This is a genomic window from Streptomyces sp. NPDC087787 (assembly GCF_044743035.1).
GTDB lineage: Bacteria > Actinomycetota > Actinomycetes > Streptomycetales > Streptomycetaceae > Streptomyces.
The window spans coordinates 191484-209733 of record NZ_JBIUVQ010000006.1; the positions used below are offsets into that span (position 1 = coordinate 191484).

The window sequence follows — 18250 nt, forward strand, 5'->3', positions numbered from 1 at the left end:
GGCTCCCTCCACGACGACGGCGACACGACGAGCGGAACGCCAAGCGGGTTCCCCCGAACCGCGTGGATCACGCCCTGCGCACGGCCGACCGGCCCAGCGGCCCCTCGGCCGACCGGGCCGCGAACGAGCCGAATGGCTTCGGTCCGCCCCCACCGCCGGAGCCCGGCCCTACGCCCCCAGGACCCGGGTCACCGTATAGATCAGCACTCCTGCCAGCGACCCCACCACCGTGCCGTTGATGCGGATGAACTGGAGGTCGCGGCCGATGTGGGCCTCGATCTTGCGGGTGGTGTGCTCGGCGTCCCAGCCGGCGACGGTGTCGGTGATCAGGGAGGTGATCTCCTTGCGGTAGGTCGTCACCACGTAGACCGCCGCGCCCTCGACCCAGGAGTCGACCTTGCCCTGCGCCTTGGAGTCCTCGGCCATCCGGGCGCCCAGGGACAGCAGCGAGGCACGGACCCTCAGGCGCAGCTCGCTGCGCTCGTCCTCGGCCGCCGCGACGATCATGGACCGTACGGCCGTCCAGGCGGAGGCGATGAGGTCCTGGACCTCGCCGCGGCGCAGCACCTCGCCCTTGAGCCGCTCGACACGCCCGCGCGTGTCGGTGTCGGACTGGAGGTCGGAGGCGAAGTCGGTGAGGAAGCGGTCGAGCGCGCCGCGCGCCGGGTGCGAGGGCATGTCCCGCATCTCGGTGATGAAGCGCAGCAGTTCCTTGTAGACCCGCTCACCGACCTTCCTGTCGACGAACCTCGGCGTCCAGCCGGGCGCGCCGCCCTGCACCGCGTCCATCACGGAGTCGCTGTGCAGCACCAGCCAGTCGTGCGCGCGGGAGACGACCAGGTCGACGACCCGTTTGTGGCCGCCGTCGGCGACGACCCGCTCCAACAGCTTGCCGATGCCGGGCGCGATCTCCTGCGTGTTGGCTCTGCGGGTGATCGCCTCGCCGACGACGGCCTGGATGTCGGAGTCGCGCAGGACGGCCAGGGCGCCGCGCAGCGCGGTCGCCAGTTCCGCGGTCACCCGGTCCGCGTGCTCCGGCTGGGCGAGCCAGGCGCCGAGGCGGCTGCCGATGCCCACGGCGCGCAGCCGCTGCCGTACGACGTCCTCGGAGAGGAAGTTCTCGCCGACGAACTCGCCCAGCGAGACGCCGAGCTGGTCCTTCTTGTTGGGGATGATCGCGGTGTGCGGGATGGGCAGGCCGAGGGGGTGGCGGAAGAGGGCGGTGACCGCGAACCAGTCGGCGAGCGCGCCGACCATGCCGGCCTCGGCGGCCGCGGCGACGTACGACGTCCACGCGCCGGCGCCGGTGTGCTCGCCCCACTTGGCGAGCACGTACACCACGGCGACGAACAGCAGCAGTCCCGCGGCGGTCAGCTTCATGCGGCGCACCCCGCGGCGCCGCTCCTCGTCGGCGGGGCTGAACACGGTCATCGCACGGTGGGAGACGGCGTCCGCCGTTTCCGGACCGGCCTGGGTCGTCTGTTCCATCCACTCCACCCGTTCGGTGATCCCGCACACAATTGTCCCTTCCTGACCGACTCCCGGAACGGAACAAGAGTTCCCGGCGTCTGTCGGAAGGGGGGTTGGGCAGGATCCTGTCAATTGTCCCCGGGCCCATCCGCCACCATGTGCCCATCAGTTCGGAGCCCGGGGGGCTCCGGCCGGCTCCGCCCGAGGAGAACGTCACCAGCATGACAAGACGGCACGGTTACGCCCTGCTGACCGCGATCGTCGCACTGATCGTCGTCGTTTCCGCCGCCCTCTGCGCCGGCGGCGCCTCCGGCACCGGCCGCATGGCCGCCGCTCCGGCCACCGGCCACGCGCCGGGCCATTCCGCCGCCCCGGCCGCCGCCGGCACCTGGGTGACCACCTGGTCCGCCTCACCGGCCGCCGCCGAACCCGGCACGGAGACCACGGGGATGGCGGGCCGCTCGGTGCGCAACGTCGTGCACACGAGCGTCGCCGGGACGAGTGCCCGCATCACGCTGTCCAACCTCTACGGCCAGTCGCCGCTGCGCGTCACCCACGCCTCGATCGCCGTCGCGGCCGGCGACGCCACCGCGGCCGCCGCCACGCGCACCATGCGGCGGCTCACCTTCGCCGGCGCCCTCTCGGTCGTCGTACCGGCCGGCGGGCAGGTGATGAGCGACTCCGTGTCCATCGCCGTCCCGCGGGGCGGCGACGTCCTGGTCACCACCTACTCCCCCACCCCGTCGGGCCCGGTCACCCATCACCCGCAGGCCCGCCAGATCTCCTACATCGCCCAGGGCGACCGCACCGAGGACGTGACCGGGGCGCCGTACACCGAGCAGACAACGGTCTGGCGCTGGCTGAGTGCGCTGGACGTGTTCAGCGACGAGGCCGACGGCACGGTCGTCGCCCTCGGCGACTCGATCACCGACGGCATCACCTCCACCGTCGGCGCCGACCGCCGCTGGACCGACGTCCTGTCCGGCCGGCTGCGGGCGGCGGTCGAGGCGGGCCGGGACGTGCCGCGCTACAGCGTCGTCAACGAGGGCATCAGCGGCAACCAGGTGCTGGCCGACGGGCTCGGCCGGCCCTCGGACAACCCGAGCGGGCTGAACCGGTTCGAGCGGGACGTGCTGGAGCGGACCGGGGTCAAGGTCGTCGTCATCGACCTCGGCGTCAACGACATCCTGCGCCATCCGGGGCGCGCCGACCCGGAGCTGATCACCGGTGGGCTGCGCACCCTGGTGACGCGGGCGCACGCGCGCGGGCTGCGGGTCGTCGGGGCGACGCTGATGCCGTTCGGTGGGTACCGCGCGTACACGCCCGCCCGGGAGGCGGTACGGCAGCAGGTCAACGCGGAGATCCGGGACGGGCAGGTGTTCGACGCCGTGGTCGACTTCGACCGGGCGCTGCGGGACCCCCGCGACCCGCGGCGGCTGCTCGGCGCGTACGACTGCGGGGACCATCTGCACCCCAGTGACCTGGGGTACCGGACGATGGCGGAGGCGTTCGACCTGGACCTGCTGAAGGGGGCGGGGCAGGCGCAGTTGTAGGGAGCCGGCCGGCCGCGGCCGTTCGAGCCCGCGGCGAGCCGGGCGGCCGGGGGCTATCGGAGCCTGCGGCGTTCCGCCCTGCGTTCCAGCTTCTCCTGGCGGCGCTCCTCCTTGAGCCGGCGCCGCTCCGCCTCGGTGATCTTCCGCCTGATGCTCACACCGCCCCAGAAGGCCACACCGGTCACGATCACACGCGGGGCCCCCGGCTCGCCCCCCGCGCCCTCCTCGCGGTGGTCGAAGCCGCCCATGATGCCGATGCCGCGCACCACGACCTCGACGCCGGGCGGGACGATCACGTCCACACCGCCCATGATCGCGACGCAGTTGATCTCGACCTCGTGGTCGGCGAAGTCGGCGTCGCGCAGGTCGACGCCGCCGCCGCCCCAGAAGGTGAAGCAGTTGAACTTCCTGGGCACGGTCCAGCGCCCCTTGCGCTCGAACCCGCCCATGATGGCGACGGCCCACGACGAGGTCCCCCCGTTGCCGACCACCCGCGACGCCCAACTGCCGTCCTGCACGGGCTGTTTGACCATGTTCACCGTCGGAGCGGTCACCCCGGGCACGGGCAGGTCCCGGGTGAGCGGCGTGAGTTCGCCGTAGGTGCGTGCCCGGTACGCCGCGTCCAGCCGCTCCTCGAACTCGCTCATGTCGAGGCGCCCCTCGGCCACGGCGTCCCGCAGTCGCTCGGCGACTCGTTCACGATCGGCGTCGGAGGCGCGAAGCTCCGGCAGGTCCTCGGTCATGGCAGCAGCCTACGAGACCGCTTTCTCGGCGTACATCCTCGCGATGACCGCCTCGATGTCGGGCTCCCTCACCGACAGGTCCACCAGCGGGTACTCCGCCGCGATCCGCGCCACCAGAGGCGCCGCCGACTGGGCCGCCGGGAAGGCCAGCCACTGCCGGGGCCCCTCGACCCGCACCACGCGCGCGGACGGCAGCTCGATCGGCGGCAGCTCGCGCTCCAGGTCGACCACCAGGGTGCGCTCGCTCTCGCCCGCCTGGTGCAGGCCGGTGAGCGGGCCGTCGTACATCAGGCGCCCGTGGTCGATGACCATCACCCGCGAGCAGAGCTGCTCGATGTCCTGGAGGTCGTGCGTGGTCAGCAGCACCGTCGTACCGTGCTCGGCGTTCAGATCGCGCAGGAACCCGCGGACCTTGGCCTTGCTGATGACGTCCAGGCCGATGGTCGGCTCGTCCAGGTAGAGGACCTCCGGATCGTGCAGCAGGGCGGCCGCGATGTCGCCGCGCATCCGCTGGCCCAGCGAGAGCTGCCGGACCGGAACGTCCAACAGGTCGCCGAGTTCGAGGAGTTCGACGCAGCGGTCGAGGTTGTCGCGGTAACGGGCGTCGGGGATCCGGTACATGCGGTGCATCAGCCGGTAGGAGTCGATCAGCGGCAGGTCCCACCACAGGGTCGTACGCTGCCCGAACACCACCCCGATGCGCCGGGCGAGCCGGGTCCGCTCACGGGACGGGTCGATGCCGGCGACCCGCAGCCGGCCGCCGCTCGGCGTCAGGATGCCGGTGAGCATCTTGATCGTCGTCGACTTGCCCGCCCCGTTCGGGCCGATGTAGCCGACCATCTCGCCGCGCGCCACGCTGAAGGAGATCGAGTCGACCGCCCGCACCTGCCGCCGCTCGCGCCTGAGGAACCCGGTCTTCTTCCGTACGTCGAAGACCTTCTCGACCCGGTCGACCTCGATGAGACCACCGCCCGCGCCGGCCGCACCGCCGGCGCCGTCCGCGCTCTCCCTGCCCTCCACGCCGTCCGCCGTCATCGCCATGCGCCTCTTCGTCCCTTCACCTTCGCGCCTTCACCTTCATGCCTTCGCCTTCGTGACTTCGCCTTCGTGCCTTCGCCTTCGTGACTTCGCCTTCGTGACTTCGCCGTCTCGTCTCAGTTGCCGGTACTCCGGTACGACCGCAGGCCCACCCGCCAGGCCGCCCCCGCCAGCGCGCAGCACGCCACCGCGACCAGCGGCGGCGTGAACGCCGTCCACCGGGGCAGGTCGAGCGGATAGGGCCGTCCCAGCACGTACAGCGCGGGCAGCCAGTTGACGAAGGCCAGCGGCAGGACGAACGTCACCCCGCGCACCAGCTCCTTGGCGAACACCGTCGGCGGGTACTGGAGCAGCGTGGTGCCGCCGTAGGTGAACGCGTTCTGCACCTCGGAGGCGTCCTGCGCCACGAACTGGAACGCCGCCCCGGCCACGAACACCGCGCAGAAGATCACGCAGCCGCTGACCACCATCACCGGCATCAGCAGCAGCTTCAGCGGCGTCCAGTCGACGTGCAGCCGGGCCAGCGCCCAGCCCAGCACCAGCGCCCCCTGCGTCACCCGGCCCAGCCGGCGCAGCGCGAACCGGTCCGCGGCCACCTGCGCCAGCACCGGAGCCGGCCGGACCAGCAGGGTGTCGAGGGTGCCGTCGCGCACCCGCCGCCCCAGCCGGTCCATGGAACCGATCGCCAGGTCGGCGAGGCCGAAGGAGGTGGCGGACAGCCCGTACAGGAGGGCGATCTCGGGCAGCGCGTAGCCGCCGAGCGCGTCCACTCGGGAGAACATCAGCAGGATCGCCACGAAGTCCAGCGCGTTCGCGACGAAGCTCCCCGCCGTGGTCATGACGAAGGAGGCCCGGTAGGCCATCGTCGAGCGGATCCACATCGCGGCGATCAGACGATAGGCGCGCAGCCCCTCCACCAGCCGGTTGCCGGCCGCCCAGGCCGCGGTCGGCTCAGCCACCCTGCACCACCACCCGCCGGGTCGCCGCCGACTGGACCAGCCGCCCCAGCGCCAGCAGCGCCACCGCCCACGCCCCCTGGAAGACGTACGTACCGAGCGGGTCCGCGTGCCCCAGCAGGATGTCCGCGGGCGCCTGGAGCAGCGAGGACCACGGCAGTGCCCGGACCACCTCGCCCAGCGCGCCCGGGAAGACGTTCAGCGGCAGCAGCATGCCCGAGCAGAAATACCCGGCCAGCACGGCCATCTGCACCACGCCCGCGCCGTCCAGCAGCCAGAACGCGCTCATCGCCACCAGGAAGCGGATCCCGAAGCCCACCAGCAGCGCCAGCGGCACCGCGCCGAGGAACGCCACCCAGGTCAGCGGGTCCGACGGCAGGTACACCGGGAAGAACAGCGCGCCGAACAGGAAGGGCAGCACCCCGCGGCCGAGCAACTGGAACATCGCCCGGCCCGCGTCCGCCGACAGCCACCACAGCTGCAGGTCGGCCGGCCGGTACAGATCGACGGCGATGTCACCCGTTCGGATGCGTTCCATCAGCTCGTCCTCGACGCCGCCCCCGCCGATCGCCAGGGCCGCCAGGAACGCCTGCCCGAGCCACACGTACGTCACCGCCTGTGCCTGGTCGTAACCGCCCAGGTGCGGCCGGACATCCCACAGCGCAAGGTACGTATACACCAGGATCAGCCCGAATGCCGTATTGGTGAACACCCCGGCCGCCGTCGCCGCCCGATACGTCGCGTACCGTCTGAATCCCCCCGCCGCGACGGCCACGTACAACCGTCCAGCGCCCACGCGTGTCTCCTCCCAGGCCAGGACATCGAAAGCGCGAGAGCGTAGTGCGCCCAGACGTGACATGCCACGCATTTTCCGGCCCGGAGCAGTGCGGGGGACCGGGAACGGAACGGTTGCTGCGAGAGTCTTCATCTGGGGGCGCCGATGGCGCATGAGGGCGTACGGGGACGTACGACATGGATCGTACGGGGACGTACGACGTGAAACAGGAGTCCGAGTACGACATGAGTGACGAGCCGCAGCAGCCGAACCAGGGCGTGGCCGACCACCAGCCACCGGCGGCACCCGAGACCAGGGGCGAGGCGGAGAGCGGGACGGAGAGCGAGACGGAGAGCGGGACCGAAAGCGGGACAAGGAGCGAGGCGGAGCACGAGGCCAGGGGGGCCAGGGGCGAGACGGCGACCGCGACGGGGAGCGCGACGCTGAGCCGGACGGCGAACGCGACCGGGAGCGCGGCCGCGAACGAGCCCCCGGGTCGGCCGGCGAACGCGACGCCGAACCAGAGGGCGAACCCGGCCGGGAACGCGACGCCGAACCCGACCGGAAGCACGCCGCCGAACCCGACGGCGCACGCGACCGGGAACGCGCCGATGAGCCCGACGGCGCACGCGACCGCGAACGAGGCGGGGAGCCCGGCGGCGGACGAGGCGGGGATCGCCACCGCGGACGAGGCGGGCGGCGGGAAGGCCAAACGGCCCCGGCGCACCGGCTGGCGCCGCGCCCTGCCGACCTGGCGGATGGTGCTCGGCGGCTTCCTCACCGCCATGCTGCTGGTCATCGGCGCGTTCCTTCTCGGCTACTCCATGGTGAAGATCCCGCCGGCCAACGCCATGGCCGTCAAGCAGGCCAACGTCTACCTGTACGCCGACGGCTCCGAGATCGCCCGGGACGGCGAGATCAACCGGGAGAACGTCACGCTCTCCCAGGTCTCCAAGGACGCCCAGCACGCCGTGCTCGCCGCCGAGGACCGCGACTTCTACACCGAGTCCGCCGTCGACCCCAAGGCGATGCTGCGCGCCGGCTGGAACACCGCCCTCGGCAAGGGCAAGCAGTCCGGCTCGACGATCACCCAGCAGTACGTGAAGAACTACTACCTGGGCCAGGAGCAGACCGTCACCCGCAAGGTGAAGGAGTTCTTCATCTCGATCAAGCTGGACCGCAGCCAGTCCAAGGACGAGATCCTGCAGGGCTACCTCAACACCAGCTACTTCGGGCGCAACGCCTACGGCATCCAGGCCGCAGCGCAGGCGTACTACGGCGTCAAGGCCAAGGACCTCGACCCGGCCCGCGCCGCCTACCTGGCCGCGCTGGTCAACGCGCCCAGCGAGTTCGACGTCGTCGCCCACCCGGAGAACAAGTCCGTGGCCCTGGCCCGCTGGAACTACGTCCTGGACGGCATGGTCAAGAAGGGCTGGCTGCCCGCCTCGCAGCGGGCCGGGATCAAGTTCCCGATGCCGAAGGACGCCACCGCCCCCACGGGCATGTCCGGGCAGCGCGGCTACATCGTCCGCGCGGTGAAGGACTACCTGGCCACGAACAAGATCCTGGAAGAGAGCCAGCTCGAAGCGGGCGGCTACCAGATCACCACGACCCTGCAGAAGCGCAACCAGGACGCCCTGGTCAAGGCCGTGGACGACCAGGTGATGAACAAGCTCGACCGGAAGAACCGCAAGGTCGACAACTACGTCCGGGCCGGCGCCGCGTCCATCGACCCGAAGACCGGCGAGCTCGTGGCCATGTACGGCGGCATCGACTACGTCAAGCAGTACACGAACAACGCCACCCGCCGGGACTTCCAGGTCGGCTCCACCTTCAAGCCGTTCGTGTTCACCTCCGCCGTGCAGAACGGCTCCGCCACCCAGGACGGCCGCCCGATCACCCCGAACACCTACTACGACGGCACCAACAAGCGCCCCGTCCAGGGCTGGGGCGGCTCCTACGCCCCCGAGAACGAGGACCAGCGCTCGTACGGCAACATCACCGTCCGCGAGGCGACGGACAAGTCCGTCAACTCGGTGTACGCGCAGATGGCCGCCGACGTCGGCTCCGAGAAGGTCAAGGACACCGCCGTCGCCCTCGGCCTGCCGGCCGACACCAAGGACCTGACCGGCACCCCGTCCATCGCGCTCGGAGTGGCCACCGCCAGCGTCGTCGACATGGCCGACGCCTACGCCACAGTCGCCAACCACGGCAAGCACGCCCCGTACACGATGATCAAGAAGATCACCAAGGACGGCGCCGACACGATCGAGCTGCCCCAGCGCACCGAGTCCCAGGCGGTCAGCCGCGAGGCCGCCGACACCACCACCGCGATACTGCGCAGCGTCGTCCAGAACGGCACCGCCACCGCCGCCCAGGCCGCCGGCCGGCCCGCCGCCGGCAAGACCGGCACCGCCGAGGAGGACCAGGCGGCCTGGTTCGCCGGCTACACGCCCGAGCTCGCCACCGTCGTCTCGGTCATGGGCCAGGACCCGGACACCGCCCACCACAAGTCGCTCTACGAAGCCATGGGTCTTCCCCGCGTCAACGGCGGCGGGCCGCCCGCCCAGATCTGGGCGCAGTACACCGGGGACGCCCTGAAGAACACCCCCGTCACCGACTTCGACCTCCAGCTCCAGCCGGGTGCCGACCAGATCCAGCCGCCGCCCTCGGAGCCCGGCGACAACCCGGGCGACGGCGGTACGGACGACGGCAGTACGCCCGGCCCCGACACCGGCGGCCAGGACCAGGGGCAGGACCCGGGCCAGGACCCGGGGCCGAACCAGGGCCAGGGCGACGGCGGCACGGGTGACACCAACGGCGGCGACCCCACCACCGGCGGGGCCGGCGGCGGCACCCCGCCCGGCGATCCCACCGGCGGGGAGTCCGGCGACGTCGGAGGCACCCAGCCGGGCGGCCAGGGAGGCGTGCCCGGCGGAGCGGGCGGCACCACCCCGGGCGGGGGCGCCGGCCCCTCCGGCGACGGCGGCGCGAACACCGGCCTGCAGGGCGTGTTCAGTGGCCGGACGTCACCTTGAGCCCCACCACGGCCACGAGCAGCAGACACACGAAGAAGATCCGGGCGGCGGTCGCCGGCTCCCCCAGCACCACCATGCCGACCACCGCCGCACCGGCCGCCCCGATGCCCACCCACACGCCGTAGGCGGTGCCGATGGGCAGGGAACGGGCGGCGTAGGACAGCAGGATCATGCTGGTCACGATCCCGGCGCCGGTGAACACGCTGGGCAGGGGGCGGGTGAAGCCGTCGGTGAACTTCATACCGATCGACCAGCCCACCTCGAGCAGACCGGCGAGAACGAGCAGGACCCAGGCCATGACGGCACCTCCGGGACGACGTGAGGACGGAACGGGGGTGCGTCGTCTTTGCGTTCATCCCGGTACGGCGCGTCTCGTCGGGTCGCTCCCGAGGCTAGCAAAGGAACGGCAAAGGGGCTGGTGACGATGGTCACCAGCCCCTCGGCAATGTACGTACCGCTACAGATACAGGCCGGTGGAGTCCTCCGAGCCCTCGAAGCGGTCCGCGGCCACCGCGTGCAGGTCACGCTCGCGCATGAGCACGTACGCGACTCCGCGCACCTCGACCTCGGCGCGGTCCTCCGGATCGAACAACACCCGGTCGCCCGGCTCGACGGTCCGCACGTTCTGCCCCACCGCGACGACCTCGGCCCAGGCCAGCCGGCGTCCCACCGCCGCTGTCGCGGGGATCAGGATGCCACCGCCCGACCGCCGCTCGCCCTCGCTCTTGTCCTGCCGGACGAGCACCCGGTCGTGCAGCATCCGGATGGGCAGCTTGTCGTCGTGGCTGCTGTGCTCAGTTCTCTTGGCGCTCACGCCTCGAACCTACCTGCCTTCGGCACGGCGTCACGCGGTGGGGCGTCGCGCCGCTCAGTCACGGCGCCGGCGGGAGCCCAGAGCGAGCAGCCCGACCAGGCCGACGGCGACGAGCGCGACCGGTACGACCCGCTCCAGGCGCGGGGCGCCGTCCTCGTCCACGAACTGCGCCCGCACATCGCTCACGACCCGGTTGACCTGTACGTAGGCCCGGCCGAGCGTGTGGTCGATGTTGGAGGCGACCTTGGCCTTGGCGTCCCCGACGATGGTCTTCGGGTGCACGCGCACCCCGATCTCGTCGAGCGTCTCGGCCAGCACCTCGCGGCGGCGCCTGATGTCCGCCTCGATCTCAGCCGGGGTTCTGGTGTCCGCGGTGTCCGCCACCGTGCCGCCTCCGAAGTCAACTGATGCCTGTTCGGGACAGTCTGTCAGTTCTCGCTCCGACCGCGCTGTCGGCACCCCCGGTTACCCTCGGAGCGACACGGTATTCGCACACCCGACGCGCACGCACGAGACGCCGCGCACGCACGAGGAGACGAGCTTCGATGACCGAGCGACTCCAGCCCGGGGACCTGGCCCCCGACTTCGCCCTCCCCGACGCCGACGGCAAGGAGGTGTCGCTGGCCGGCCACAGGGGCCGGAAGGTCATCGTCTACTTCTACCCGGCCGCCCTCACCCCCGGCTGCACCAAGCAGGCCTGCGACTTCACCGACAACCTGGACCTGCTGGCGGGCGCGGGATACGACGTGATCGGCATCTCCCCCGACAAGCCGGAGAAGCTGGCGAAGTTCCGCGACAAGGAGTCCCTCCGCGTCACCCTGCTCGCCGACCCGGACAAGAAGGTCCTCGAGTCCTACGGCGCCTTCGGCGAGAAGAAGCTCTACGGCAAGACCGTCGTCGGCGTCATCCGCTCCACGATCGTCGTCGACGAGGAGGGCAAGGTCGAACGAGCCCTCTACAACGTCAAGGCAACGGGCCACGTGGCCAAGATCATCAAGGACTTGGGGATCTGAGGGCAGCTCCCCCACCTGTACGGCCCGCACCGGCACGCCCGGCGCGGGCCGTTCCGCATTCGCGTGCGTGACTGTCCGATAACCGGTTCGTTACTCCGTGTGGGCCATGAACATGTGGCCGAGAACGGAGGGGACCCATGGGGGCCAGCGCGTACACAAGGGAGCGGCTGAAGGAGTCGGCGGGCCCGTACAGCAAAGACCGGCTTGCGCAGACCGTCGCCGAGGCTCGCAATTGGGCAGACCTGATGAGACGACTCGGCCTTCACGCAAGCGGTGGCCGGCGGCGGGTACTTCAAGAGAAGGTCGCCAGTCATGGGATCGACACCAGTCACTTCGTCAAGCGCAGCCCATGGCGCAAGTACCCGGACGCCGCCATCGCAGAGGCGGCGGCCTCCTCGTCCTCACTCCGTGAGGTGGCCCTCAAGCTGGGCGCCACTCCGGCCACCGGGACGCTGTCCCATATCTGTCGCCGGATCAGGGCGGCGGCGATCGACGTCAGCCATTTCCCTGGATTGAACCAGCCCGAACCGGACCTTCCCTTCACTCCGGAGGAGCTGCGAGCCGCCGCATCGACGGCGACGAGTATCCGTGGTGTGGCCCGAGCCTTGAACATGCCGGACGACAGTCGCTCACGCGCAACCTTGGGCCGCATGCTGCGCGCCCAGGCCATCAGCACCGAGCACTTCTCCCACCGCCGCGTAGTGATTCCTGAGGATGACCTTCGTGACGCCGTCAAGCACTCAACAAGTTACGCCGAGGTGATGCGACGTCTCAGCCTGGACGTCAACGACACCAACCATCGACGCATCCGACGCGCGGCAGCTCGACTCGGCCTTGATACAAGCCACTTCAAACGCCGCTCGTGGGCTCGGCCGGAGCTCCCCGCACCTGCACCCATCGCTCATCGGGTGCTGATCGTCCTACCCTCCGACGCCGGGCGGACGAACAGGGCCCAACTCCACCGCGCACTGAACGAGATCGGCGTGCCTTACGCATGTGAGTCCTGCGGCAATGCCGGGGAGTGGCTGGGTCAACCGATCACTCTGCAGATCGACCACATCAACGGCGACTGGCGAGACAATCGCCGAGAGAATCTGCGGTACCTGTGCCCCAACTGCCACTCACTGACGGAGACGTGGTGTCGCCAGAAGGGGAGGCCACCTCTCGCAGCGCAACAAGCTCGGCTCGTACACTGAACGTTGCCGGTCGAGCGCGATGACCGTTTCTGAGCGGCCGTGATGGAATTGGCAGTCATGCTGGGTTTAGGTCCCAGTGGGTTCACGCCCGTGTGGGTTCGAATCCCACCGGCCGCACCGCCCCCGCCTTCAAATCGAAGGCGGGGGCGTTTTGCAAGTCAGCCCAACAACTCCCGCACCACCGGTACCAGCGCGCGGAACGCCTTGCCGCGGTGGCTGATCGCGTTCTTTTCGTCGGGGGACAGCTCCGCGCAGGTGCGGGTGTCGCCGTCGGGCTGGAGGATCGGGTCGTAGCCGAAGCCGTTCGTGCCCGCGGGCTCGTGGCGCAGGGTGCCGCGGAGTCGGCCCTCCACCACCCGCTCCCTGCCGTCGGGCAGGGCGATGGCCGCCGCGCAGGCGAAGTGGGCGGCGCGGTGGTCGTCGGCGATGTCGGAGAGCTGCGCCAGGAGCAGGTCGAGGTTGGCCTTGTCGTCGCCGTGGCGGCCGGCCCAGCGGGCCGAGAAGATGCCGGGGGCGCCGCCGAGGACGTCGACGCAGAGGCCGGAGTCGTCCGCGACCGCGGGCAGCCCGGTGGCCTGGGCCAGGGCGTGGGCCTTCAGCAGGGCGTTCTCGGCGAAGGTGACGCCGGTCTCCTTGACGTCGGGGACGTCCGGGTAGGCGTCGGTACCCACGAGTTCGTGGGGCAGCCCGGAGTCGGCCAGGATCGCCCGGAGTTCGACGATCTTTCCGGCGTTGCGGGTGGCGAGGATCAAGCGGGTCATGCGGGGCTGCTCCTCTACTTCGCCAGGGCCGTCTCGAGTGCCGTGCGCTGGATCGCCGTGAGGTCGGCGCAGCCGGCCACCGCGAGGTCGAGGAGACTGTTCAGCTCCTCGCGGGCGAAGGGCTCGGCCTCCGCGGTGCCCTGGACCTCGACGAAGCGGCCGTCCCCGGTGCAGACGACGTTCATGTCGGTCTCGGCGCGGACGTCCTCCTCGTAGCAGAGGTCGAGCAGCGGCACGCCGCCGACGATGCCGACGGAGACGGCGCTGACCGTGCCGGTGAGCGGCTGGCGGCCGGCCTTGATCAGCTTCTTGCCGCGGGCCCAGGCGACGGCGTCGGCCAGTGCCACGTAGGCGCCCGTGATGGCCGCGGTGCGGGTGCCGCCGTCGGCCTGGAGGACGTCGCAGTCCAGGACGATGGTGTTCTCGCCCAGTGCCTTGTAGTCGACGACCGAGCGCAGGGAGCGGCCGATGAGGCGGGAGATCTCATGGGTGCGGCCGCCGATCCTGCCCTTGACCGATTCACGGTCGCCGCGGGTGTTGGTGGCGCGCGGCAGCATGGAGTACTCGGCGGTGACCCAGCCCTCGCCGCTGCCCTTGCGCCAGCGCGGGACGCCTTCGGTGACGGAGGCGGTGCAGAAGACCTTGGTGTCGCCGAAGGAGACGAGGACGGAGCCCTCGGCGTGCTTGCTCCACCCGCGTTCGATGGTGACCGGGCGGAGTTGTTCGGGGGTGCGGCCGTCAATACGAGACATGGCGTCGAGCGTAGTCCCCCACGCACGAGGGGCTCCTCCCGCATCGGGAGGAGCCCCTCGAAGGTGAACCGCGGCGGGCCGCGGGGTTCACATCATGTCTTCGATCTCCGCGGCGATCGGGTCGGCGTCGGTGCCGATGACGACCTGGATGGCGGTGCCCATCTTGACGACGCCGTGGGCACCGGCGGCCTTGAGGGCGGCATCGTCGACCAGGGAGGCGTCGTGCACTTCGGTGCGGAGTCGGGTGATGCAGCCCTCGATCTCGTCGATGTTCTGGATGCCGCCGAGCCCGGCGACGATCTTCTCAGCCTTGGTGGCCATGTTCCTTCTCCCCTGATCCGATCCGCTTTGTCGCAGTAACCCACACTTGGACCACCTTTGCGAGCGGCCGTGCTATGTGTGCAGAATGGTGCGCTCATGGCAGCGAAACCGTCGCCAACTGGTCTACACCAGCGTACGCGTGGATCATGCGCGCTCGACGCCCACCGCTCCCCCTCATCACCGACACAGACCTCGAATCCACACGGCGCGTAGTGGTTCGGTCGCGGAATCACGGGTTCCTTGGCCCCCTTCATCGTGCTACAACAGGTCTACACCAGTGAGTGGTGTAGACCACCACCCGATGGAGGACGTCAATGACCACCGCCAGCGCGACACCGACGGCGGCACCCGCGAAGAAGCGGGGTTCCGGCCTGATCCAGGGCCTGCAGAAGGTCGGCCGCAGTCTTCAGCTGCCGATCGCCGTTCTGCCGGCGGCCGGCATCATGGTCCGCCTGGGCCAGGACGACATCTTCGGCAAGGACGGCCTCGGCTGGAACAAGGTCGCCGCCGTGTTCGACAACGCAGGCAGCGCGCTGACCACGTCTCTGCCGATCCTGTTCTGCATCGGTGTCGCCATCGGCTTCGCCAAGAAGTCCGACGGCTCGACCGCCCTGGCCGCGGTGGTGGGCTTCCTCGTCTACAGCAAGGTCCTCCAGGCCTTCCCCCTGACCGAGCAGCACATCGAGAAGGGGAAGATAGTCGAGGCCACCTACAACGACCCAGGAGTGCTCGGCGGCATCATCATGGGTCTGCTCGCCGCCGTGCTCTGGCAGCGGTTCCATCGCACGAAGCTGGTGGACTGGCTCGGCTTCTTCAACGGCCGCCGGCTGGTGCCGATCATCATGGCCTTCGTCGGCATCGTGGTGGGTGTCTTCTTCGCCCTGGTCTGGAAGCCGATCGGTACGGGCATCAGCAGCTTCGGCGAGTGGATGACCGGTCTCGGCGCGGGCGGGGCCGCCTTGTTCGGTGCGGTGAACCGCGCGCTGATCCCGGTGGGCATGCACCAGTTCGTGAACACGGTGGCCTGGTTCCAGCTCGGTGACTTCAAGAACTCCGCCGGCGAGGTCGTGCGGGGCGACATCAGCCGCTTCCTGGCCGGTGACCCGTCCGCCGGTCTGTTCCAGTCCGGCTTCTACCCGATCATGATGTTCGGTCTGCCGGCCGCCGCGCTCGCCATCGCGCACTGCGCCCGCCCCGAGCGCCGCAAGGTCGTGCTCGGCATGATGGTGTCCCTGGCCCTGACCTCGTTCGTCACCGGTGTCACCGAGCCGATCGAGTTCTCCTTCATGTTCATCGCGCCGCTCCTGTTCGCGCTGCACGCCGTGCTCACCGCCGCGTCGATGGCGATCACCTGGGCCCTGGGCGTCCACGCGGGCTTCAACTTCTCCGCCGGCTTCATCGACTACGTGCTCGACTGGCACCTGGCGACGAAACCCTGGCTGATCATCCCGATCGGCCTGGTCTTCGCGGCCGTCTACTACGTGACCTTCCGGTTCGCGATCATCAGGTTCAACCTCCCCACCCCGGGCCGCGAGCCCGAGGAGGAGACCGAGGAACTCACCAAGGCGTGAGCCCGGTCACGGCATGAGAATGCCCCCGGAGTCCCGTGACTCCGGGGGCCTTTTGCGTGCTGGGGCCCTGGGAGAACGAAAAGACCCTAGAGGTCGTACGTCGCTCCGGGCGCCGCGAGCTCCACCGGGCCCGCGTAGGCCGTGCGGGCGTCGGCGAGGTTGATCTGCGGGTCGGTCCACGGGGGGATGTGGGTGAGGACCAGGCGGCGGACTCCGGCGCGCGCGGCGGCCTCACCTGCCTCGCGGCCGTTGAGGTGCAGATCGGGGATGGTCTCCTTGCCGTCCGTGAAGGCGGCCTCGCACAGGAAGAGGTCGCTGTCCCGGGCGAGTTCCTCCAGCGCCTCGCTCACCCCGGTGTCCCCGGAGTACGTCAGCGCCCGCCCCCCGTGCTCGACGCGGATGGCGTAGGCCTCCACGGGGTGGGCCACCCGCTCGGTGTGCACGGTGAAGGGGCCGATCTCGAAGGTGCCGGGCTTGACCGTGTGGAAGTCGAAGACCTCGCTCATCGAGGAGGCGGTGGGGGTGTCGGCGTACGCGGTGGTCAGCCGGTGCTCGGTGCCCTCGGGCCCGTACACCGGGATGGGCTCGCAGCGGCCTCCGTCGTACCGGTAGTAGCGCGCGACGAAGTAGCCGAGCATGTCGATGCAGTGGTCGGCGTGCAGATGGCTCAGGAAGATGGCGTCGAGGTCGTAGAGACCGCAGTGGCGCTGCAGTTCGCCCAGGGCGCCGTTGCCCAGGTCGAGAAGCAGCCGGAAGCCGTCGGCCTCGACGAGGTAGCTCGAGCAGGCCGATTCCGCGGACGGGAACGACCCCGAGCAGCCGACGACGGTGAGCTTCATGAAGCAGAAACCTCCGCTGGCGGGAAAACTTCAAAAAGAGGAAGGTGACGGGGGTCGTGCGGTCCGTCGAGCGTAAGGCGGGATACGTCCGGTCGCTCCTCCGCCAAGGGCTGTTGTGGGCGAACTCACCTGTGGTGTCACCGGTTCGGCTGGACCTGGGGCTCAGGAGGAGCGCTCAAGGGCGCGCACCGAGGGTCGCGCGCCGGTAACGTCATGGTTGTGGACACGTCCTGGTGGCTGGCGCTCGCGGCGGTGGTGCTGCTCGCTCTCGTCGCCACGCTCGTCGACGGCTGGGGGCGGGGCCACCGGCCGCCTCGCGGGAGGCTGCGTCCCGGTCGCCCGGCGGGCCGCCGTGCCGCGGCGCGTCCGCACCCCGGGGAGATCTGGTGGGCCGGCATGCCCCACGGCGAGGGGCCGGGGGCGAAGGACCGGCCGTGTCTGGTGCTGGCGGTGCACGGCAAGCGGGCCCGGGTCGCGGAGATCACCAGCAGGTACCACGACAAGCGCTCCGGAGTGATCCCGCTGCCGCCGGGCTCGGTGGGGGACGCGCAGGGGCGGACCAGTTTCGTGGAGACGGCCGAGGTCCGGGAGGTGCCGCTGTGGGACTTCCGTCGCCGGGTGGGCGTCGTGGACCCGGTGCTCTGGGACCAGGTGCGGTACCTGGCGGGCTGACGGGAACACGCGCGCCCCAGCTGATCGGGACGGCCCGGCGGAACGGGACGCCCCGGCGGAACGGGACCGGCGTGCCGCTGCCGTGTCCGTGGGCCCCGGCGTACCGGGCTCATGGCTCCGTCACCCGCACGGTGACCGTCCACTGCCGGATGCCCTGGCACGCGGTCCGGCCGTGGCCCGCCGCGCACAGCGGGCGGACGGAGGTCAGCCGGGACGTTCCGGGCGTGACGGCGTCGAAGGCGGCGACGGCGTCGCCCGGCAGGAGCACGATGCCCGCGTTGGCGGCGCGCAGGGCGGTGCCGCCGGCCCTGACCGGTGTCCAGGGACGGTCCTCGGTGCCGTCCAGGGTGAGCCGTACCTGTCCGCCGACGGTCAGGCAGAGGGTGCGTCCGGAGTCGGCGGCGGTGAGTTCGGCGCGGTCCGTGCAGGCGGGGGCCGATCCGGGCCGCCGCGAGGCGGATGCGGGCGGGGAGGCCGGTCCGGCCGTCGGCCGGGAGGGGGCGCCGTCCGTGCCGGAGCCCGCGCCGTCGTGCCGCGCGCCGCAGCCGGCGAGGAGCAGGGTCGCCGCCGCGGCGGTGACGATGCCGGCGTGAAGCGTCGAACGGCGCATGGGGGCGGCCGCCTTTCTGCTGAGCCCGGGACACCGATGCCGTGCCCTGTCCCTCTGCCAATGTGACGTACCCGTGTGACGTTTCTCCAGCACATCAGGATCCCCTCCCCCACGCACGCCGGAGCCCC

At 70.7% G+C, this 18250-nt stretch carries 19 protein-coding genes, 1 tRNA gene and 1 riboswitch; of the genes, 7 read left to right on the forward strand and 13 right to left on the reverse strand.

What is annotated here, in order from left to right; translation table 11 throughout:
* Nucleotides 1–168 precede the first annotated feature (168 nt).
* Nucleotides 169–1488 (reverse strand): DUF445 domain-containing protein, encoded by a 1320-nt coding sequence (locus ACIOWN_RS12335; protein ID WP_362348115.1) that lies wholly within the window; start codon nucleotides 1486–1488, stop codon nucleotides 169–171.
* A gap of 203 nt (nucleotides 1489–1691) precedes the next feature.
* Here ACIOWN_RS12335 and ACIOWN_RS12340 point away from each other — a divergent pair, with 203 nt between their 5' ends.
* The gene (locus tag ACIOWN_RS12340; protein ID WP_362348117.1) at nucleotides 1692–3023 is read left to right on the forward strand and encodes an SGNH/GDSL hydrolase family protein; all 1332 of its coding nucleotides are present in this window, start codon (nucleotides 1692–1694) and stop codon (nucleotides 3021–3023) included.
* A gap of 53 nt (nucleotides 3024–3076) precedes the next feature.
* On the opposite strand, the gene ACIOWN_RS12345 is transcribed toward ACIOWN_RS12340, so the two are convergent.
* The 4 genes from ACIOWN_RS12345 to ACIOWN_RS12360 all read right to left on the reverse strand — a co-directional run bounded on the left by ACIOWN_RS12345 (nucleotide 3077) and on the right by ACIOWN_RS12360 (nucleotide 6556).
* Complete coding sequence (locus tag ACIOWN_RS12345) at nucleotides 3077–3766, reverse strand: DUF1707 domain-containing protein (RefSeq protein ID WP_401981976.1); 690 nt, start codon at nucleotides 3764–3766, stop codon at nucleotides 3077–3079.
* 9 nt (nucleotides 3767–3775) lie between these two features.
* Complete coding sequence (locus ACIOWN_RS12350) at nucleotides 3776–4807, reverse strand: ATP-binding cassette domain-containing protein (protein ID WP_362348121.1); 1032 nt, start codon at nucleotides 4805–4807, stop codon at nucleotides 3776–3778.
* Between the two features lie 113 nt (nucleotides 4808–4920).
* Nucleotides 4921–5763, reverse strand: coding sequence for an ABC transporter permease (locus ACIOWN_RS12355; protein ID WP_362348122.1), 843 nt, complete (start codon nucleotides 5761–5763; stop codon nucleotides 4921–4923).
* Nucleotides 5756–6556 carry an ABC transporter permease gene (locus ACIOWN_RS12360; protein ID WP_401981980.1) on the reverse strand — a complete coding sequence of 267 codons (801 nt, stop codon included), beginning with the start codon at nucleotides 6554–6556 and terminating at the stop codon, nucleotides 5756–5758. The genes ACIOWN_RS12355 and ACIOWN_RS12360 overlap by 8 nt, the downstream gene beginning before the upstream one ends.
* A gap of 176 nt (nucleotides 6557–6732) precedes the next feature.
* Here ACIOWN_RS12360 and ACIOWN_RS12365 point away from each other — a divergent pair, with 176 nt between their 5' ends.
* Nucleotides 6733–9573 (forward strand): transglycosylase domain-containing protein, encoded by a 2841-nt coding sequence (locus ACIOWN_RS12365; RefSeq protein ID WP_401981983.1) that lies wholly within the window; start codon nucleotides 6733–6735, stop codon nucleotides 9571–9573.
* Here the strand turns inward: ACIOWN_RS12365 and ACIOWN_RS12370 are convergent.
* The 3 genes from ACIOWN_RS12370 to ACIOWN_RS12380 all read right to left on the reverse strand — a co-directional run bounded on the left by ACIOWN_RS12370 (nucleotide 9551) and on the right by ACIOWN_RS12380 (nucleotide 10771).
* Nucleotides 9551–9871, reverse strand: coding sequence for a multidrug efflux SMR transporter (locus ACIOWN_RS12370; protein WP_362348125.1), 321 nt, complete (start codon nucleotides 9869–9871; stop codon nucleotides 9551–9553). The two genes, ACIOWN_RS12365 and ACIOWN_RS12370, sit on opposite strands and share 23 nt — an antisense overlap.
* Nucleotides 9872–9907: 36 nt before the next feature.
* A riboswitch (guanidine-III (ykkC-III) riboswitch) is annotated at nucleotides 9908–9975 on the reverse strand.
* 55 nt (nucleotides 9976–10030) lie between these two features.
* A complete protein-coding gene (locus tag ACIOWN_RS12375; protein ID WP_100569281.1) occupies nucleotides 10031–10387 on the reverse strand; it encodes a co-chaperone GroES in 357 nt (118 codons plus the stop codon).
* 54 nt (nucleotides 10388–10441) lie between these two features.
* Nucleotides 10442–10771 (reverse strand): DUF3618 domain-containing protein, encoded by a 330-nt coding sequence (locus ACIOWN_RS12380; RefSeq protein WP_362348127.1) that lies wholly within the window; start codon nucleotides 10769–10771, stop codon nucleotides 10442–10444.
* 161 nt (nucleotides 10772–10932) lie between these two features.
* Between ACIOWN_RS12380 and bcp the strand changes: the two genes are divergently transcribed.
* The 3 genes from bcp (at nucleotide 10933) to ACIOWN_RS12395 (ending at nucleotide 12713) form a co-directional block, all read left to right on the forward strand.
* The gene (bcp, locus tag ACIOWN_RS12385) at nucleotides 10933–11400 is read left to right on the forward strand and encodes a thioredoxin-dependent thiol peroxidase (RefSeq protein ID WP_401981986.1); all 468 of its coding nucleotides are present in this window, start codon (nucleotides 10933–10935) and stop codon (nucleotides 11398–11400) included.
* A gap of 137 nt (nucleotides 11401–11537) precedes the next feature.
* Nucleotides 11538–12596 carry an HNH endonuclease signature motif containing protein gene (locus tag ACIOWN_RS12390; RefSeq protein WP_401981989.1) on the forward strand — a complete coding sequence of 353 codons (1059 nt, stop codon included), beginning with the start codon at nucleotides 11538–11540 and terminating at the stop codon, nucleotides 12594–12596.
* Nucleotides 12597–12629: 33 nt separating this feature from the next.
* Nucleotides 12630–12713, forward strand: a tRNA-Leu gene (locus ACIOWN_RS12395).
* 41 nt (nucleotides 12714–12754) lie between these two features.
* Here ACIOWN_RS12395 and rdgB read toward each other — a convergent pair.
* From rdgB to ACIOWN_RS12410, 3 genes are all read right to left on the reverse strand, one after another.
* Nucleotides 12755–13357 (reverse strand): RdgB/HAM1 family non-canonical purine NTP pyrophosphatase, encoded by a 603-nt coding sequence (rdgB, locus tag ACIOWN_RS12400; RefSeq protein ID WP_401981991.1) that lies wholly within the window; start codon nucleotides 13355–13357, stop codon nucleotides 12755–12757.
* Between the two features lie 14 nt (nucleotides 13358–13371).
* The gene (gene rph / locus ACIOWN_RS12405) at nucleotides 13372–14109 is read right to left on the reverse strand and encodes a ribonuclease PH (RefSeq protein WP_100569286.1); all 738 of its coding nucleotides are present in this window, start codon (nucleotides 14107–14109) and stop codon (nucleotides 13372–13374) included.
* Nucleotides 14110–14196: 87 nt separating this feature from the next.
* The gene (locus ACIOWN_RS12410) at nucleotides 14197–14430 is read right to left on the reverse strand and encodes a PTS glucose/sucrose transporter subunit IIB (protein ID WP_358728209.1); all 234 of its coding nucleotides are present in this window, start codon (nucleotides 14428–14430) and stop codon (nucleotides 14197–14199) included.
* A gap of 314 nt (nucleotides 14431–14744) precedes the next feature.
* Between ACIOWN_RS12410 and ACIOWN_RS12415 the strand changes: the two genes are divergently transcribed.
* Nucleotides 14745–16001: a PTS transporter subunit EIIC gene (locus ACIOWN_RS12415; RefSeq protein WP_401981995.1), complete on the forward strand. Its 1257-nt coding sequence runs from the start codon at nucleotides 14745–14747 to the stop codon at nucleotides 15999–16001.
* Between the two features lie 86 nt (nucleotides 16002–16087).
* Here the strand turns inward: ACIOWN_RS12415 and ACIOWN_RS12420 are convergent, their stop codons facing one another.
* A complete protein-coding gene (locus tag ACIOWN_RS12420; protein ID WP_398142408.1) occupies nucleotides 16088–16840 on the reverse strand; it encodes an MBL fold metallo-hydrolase in 753 nt (250 codons plus the stop codon).
* Nucleotides 16841–17059: 219 nt separating this feature from the next.
* Between ACIOWN_RS12420 and ACIOWN_RS12425 the strand changes: the two genes are divergently transcribed.
* Complete coding sequence (locus ACIOWN_RS12425) at nucleotides 17060–17512, forward strand: type II toxin-antitoxin system PemK/MazF family toxin (protein WP_401982140.1); 453 nt, start codon at nucleotides 17060–17062, stop codon at nucleotides 17510–17512.
* A gap of 109 nt (nucleotides 17513–17621) precedes the next feature.
* On the opposite strand, the gene ACIOWN_RS12430 is transcribed toward ACIOWN_RS12425, so the two are convergent.
* Nucleotides 17622–18122: a hypothetical protein gene (locus tag ACIOWN_RS12430; RefSeq protein ID WP_401981998.1), complete on the reverse strand. Its 501-nt coding sequence runs from the start codon at nucleotides 18120–18122 to the stop codon at nucleotides 17622–17624.
* Between the last annotated feature and the right edge of the window lie 128 nt (nucleotides 18123–18250).

Coding starts and splice junctions, on each gene's coding strand:
- ACIOWN_RS12335 (WP_362348115.1), bottom strand. CDS start 1,488: ATGGAACAGACGACCCAGGCCGGTCCGGAAACGGCGGACGCCGTCTCC.
- ACIOWN_RS12340 (WP_362348117.1), top strand. CDS start 1,692: ATGACAAGACGGCACGGTTACGCCCTGCTGACCGCGATCGTCGCACTG.
- ACIOWN_RS12345 (WP_401981976.1), bottom strand. CDS start 3,766: ATGACCGAGGACCTGCCGGAGCTTCGCGCCTCCGACGCCGATCGTGAA.
- ACIOWN_RS12350 (WP_362348121.1), bottom strand. CDS start 4,807: ATGGCGATGACGGCGGACGGCGTGGAGGGCAGGGAGAGCGCGGACGGC.
- ACIOWN_RS12365 (WP_401981983.1), top strand. CDS start 6,733: ATGGATCGTACGGGGACGTACGACGTGAAACAGGAGTCCGAGTACGAC.
- ACIOWN_RS12370 (WP_362348125.1), bottom strand. CDS start 9,871: ATGGCCTGGGTCCTGCTCGTTCTCGCCGGTCTGCTCGAGGTGGGCTGG.
- bcp (WP_401981986.1), top strand. CDS start 10,933: ATGACCGAGCGACTCCAGCCCGGGGACCTGGCCCCCGACTTCGCCCTC.
- ACIOWN_RS12390 (WP_401981989.1), top strand. CDS start 11,538: ATGGGGGCCAGCGCGTACACAAGGGAGCGGCTGAAGGAGTCGGCGGGC.
- rdgB (WP_401981991.1), bottom strand. CDS start 13,357: ATGACCCGCTTGATCCTCGCCACCCGCAACGCCGGAAAGATCGTCGAA.
- rph (WP_100569286.1), bottom strand. CDS start 14,109: ATGTCTCGTATTGACGGCCGCACCCCCGAACAACTCCGCCCGGTCACC.
- ACIOWN_RS12410 (WP_358728209.1), bottom strand. CDS start 14,430: ATGGCCACCAAGGCTGAGAAGATCGTCGCCGGGCTCGGCGGCATCCAG.
- ACIOWN_RS12415 (WP_401981995.1), top strand. CDS start 14,745: ATGACCACCGCCAGCGCGACACCGACGGCGGCACCCGCGAAGAAGCGG.
- ACIOWN_RS12420 (WP_398142408.1), bottom strand. CDS start 16,840: ATGAAGCTCACCGTCGTCGGCTGCTCGGGGTCGTTCCCGTCCGCGGAA.
- ACIOWN_RS12430 (WP_401981998.1), bottom strand. CDS start 18,122: ATGCGCCGTTCGACGCTTCACGCCGGCATCGTCACCGCCGCGGCGGCG.